This window comes from Methyloversatilis sp. XJ19-13 (genome assembly GCF_024580155.1).
GTDB lineage: Bacteria > Pseudomonadota > Gammaproteobacteria > Burkholderiales > Rhodocyclaceae > Methyloversatilis.
The window spans coordinates 1-1,914 of sequence record NZ_JANINH010000039.1 but is presented as its reverse complement, the minus strand read 5'-3'; the positions used below and the strand labels follow the sequence as shown (position 1 = coordinate 1,914).

Below are 1,914 nucleotides of genomic sequence, written 5' to 3'. Positions count from 1 at the left end.
TCGGCAACGTGACGACCTGGGAATTCAAGGGCAAGCAGTACATCGGTATCCTGTCGGGTATCGGCGGCTGGGCCGGCATCGGCCTCGCAGCCGGTCTCGAAAAACCGACCGATGGTCTGGGCGCCGTGGGTGGTTACGCCGAACTGGCCGCCTACACCGAGTTGGGCGGCACGATGACTGTCTTCGCACTGCCGTAGTCGTGCGTTCAGCGGAAGGCGCAGTTGCGCTTTCCGCAAGGTTGCCGAGCCGGCACCGTGCGGAAGCGCCGGTGCCGGTTTTTACTTGTGAGCCCTCCCACGGTGCGCCACAAACATGCGTTACCCACTGCTCCGCGCGCGTTGCGCAGTGCAACATCCAGCGATTTTCTCCATGTTGCAGCGCGCCACAGCAGACGCCTCCAACTACTGTAGAAGCCAATATTAACAACATGGAGCGGATTCAAATCGGTTTGTCAAGTTTAAAATTTTAGGACAGCGCGGGGAAAACTTCCCGCTGTTCAAAAATCGTGTGCTATATCTTCATTACCCCGATGCCCAGTGCTACTTATGGACGTCGCCGGGAATAGCGGCCAAGGCCTTGTACTTGAGGTTTTGGCTTTTTGGTCGGAATGAGGAGGAGCCTATTTCCATGAAGATGAAAACACTGCCCCTGTGGGTCGCTGCACTTGCCATCCCGGGCACCGCATTGGCTAACGCCGATGTCGCCAAGCTGATCAAGGACCCGAAGAACTGGGCCATGCAGGCTGGCAACTTCGAAAACCAGCGCTACAGCAACCTGAACCAGATCAACAAGAAGAATGTGAAGGACATGAAGGTTGCCTGGACCTTCTCGACCGGCGTGTTGCGCGGTCACGAAGGTGGTCCGCTGGTGATCGGTGACACGCTGTTCGTGCACTCGCCCTTCCCCAACAAGGTGTTCGCGATCGATCTGGAAACCCAGAAGATCAAGTGGAAGTACGAGCCGAAGCAGGATCCGTCGGTGATTCCGGTGATGTGCTGCGACACCGTCAATCGTGGTCTCGCCTACGCCGAAGGCAAGGTGTTCCTGCAGCAAGCCGACACGACGCTGGTTGCCCTCGACTCCAAGTCGGGCAAGGTGCTGTGGTCGGTCAAGAACGGCGACCCGAAGGTTGGCGCAACCAACACGAACGCCCCGCACGTGTTCAAGGACAAGGTCATCACCGGTATTTCCGGTGGTGAATTCGGTGTCCGCGGCTACGTGGCTGCCTACGACATCAACACCGGCAAGCAGGTGTGGAAGGGCTTCAGCACCGGCCCCGACGCCGAAATGCTGATGGACCCGGAAAAGACGATGACCTGGACCAACGGCAAGATGGCGCCGGTGGGCAAGGATTCGTCGATCAAGACCTGGCAGGGCGACCAGTGGAAGATCGGTGGCGGCACGACCTGGGGTTGGTACTCGTACGACCCGCAGGAAAACCTGATGTACTACGGTTCGGGCAACCCCTCGACGTGGAACCCGTCGCAGCGTCCGGGCGACAACAAGTGGTCGATGACCCTGTGGGCACGTGATGTCGACACCGGCATGACCCGTTGGGTGTACCAGATGACCCCGCACGACGAGTGGGACTTCGACGGCATCAACGAAGTCATCCTGGCCGACGTGGACGTCAAGGGCAAGAAGCGCAAGGTTGCGGTTCACTTCGACCGTAACGGCTTCGGCTACACGATGGACCGTGTGACCGGCGAGCTGCTGACCGCCGAAAAGTTTGACCCGAAGGTGAACTGGGCCACGCACGTCGACATGAACACCGGTCGTCCGCAAGTGGTTGCCAAGTACTCGACCCGTCAGAACGGCGAAGATGTGAACAGCAAGGGCATCTGCCCGGCCGCTCTGGGTTCGAAGGACCAGCAGCCCGCTTCGTTCAACCCGAAGAATGGCCTGTTCTACGTG

Annotated in this window: 1 protein-coding gene and 1 pseudogene; both read left to right on the top strand. The window is 59.2% G+C overall.

Annotated elements, in window-relative coordinates:
- Nucleotides 1-197 (top strand): annotated as a pseudogene (locus NMQ14_RS19610) (PQQ-dependent dehydrogenase, methanol/ethanol family); the annotation flags it as partial.
- Nucleotides 198-633: 436 nt separating this feature from the next.
- The coding region (locus NMQ14_RS19605) for a PQQ-dependent dehydrogenase, methanol/ethanol family (RefSeq protein ID WP_257098510.1) at nucleotides 634-1,914 on the top strand (1,281 nt) is incomplete at its 3' end.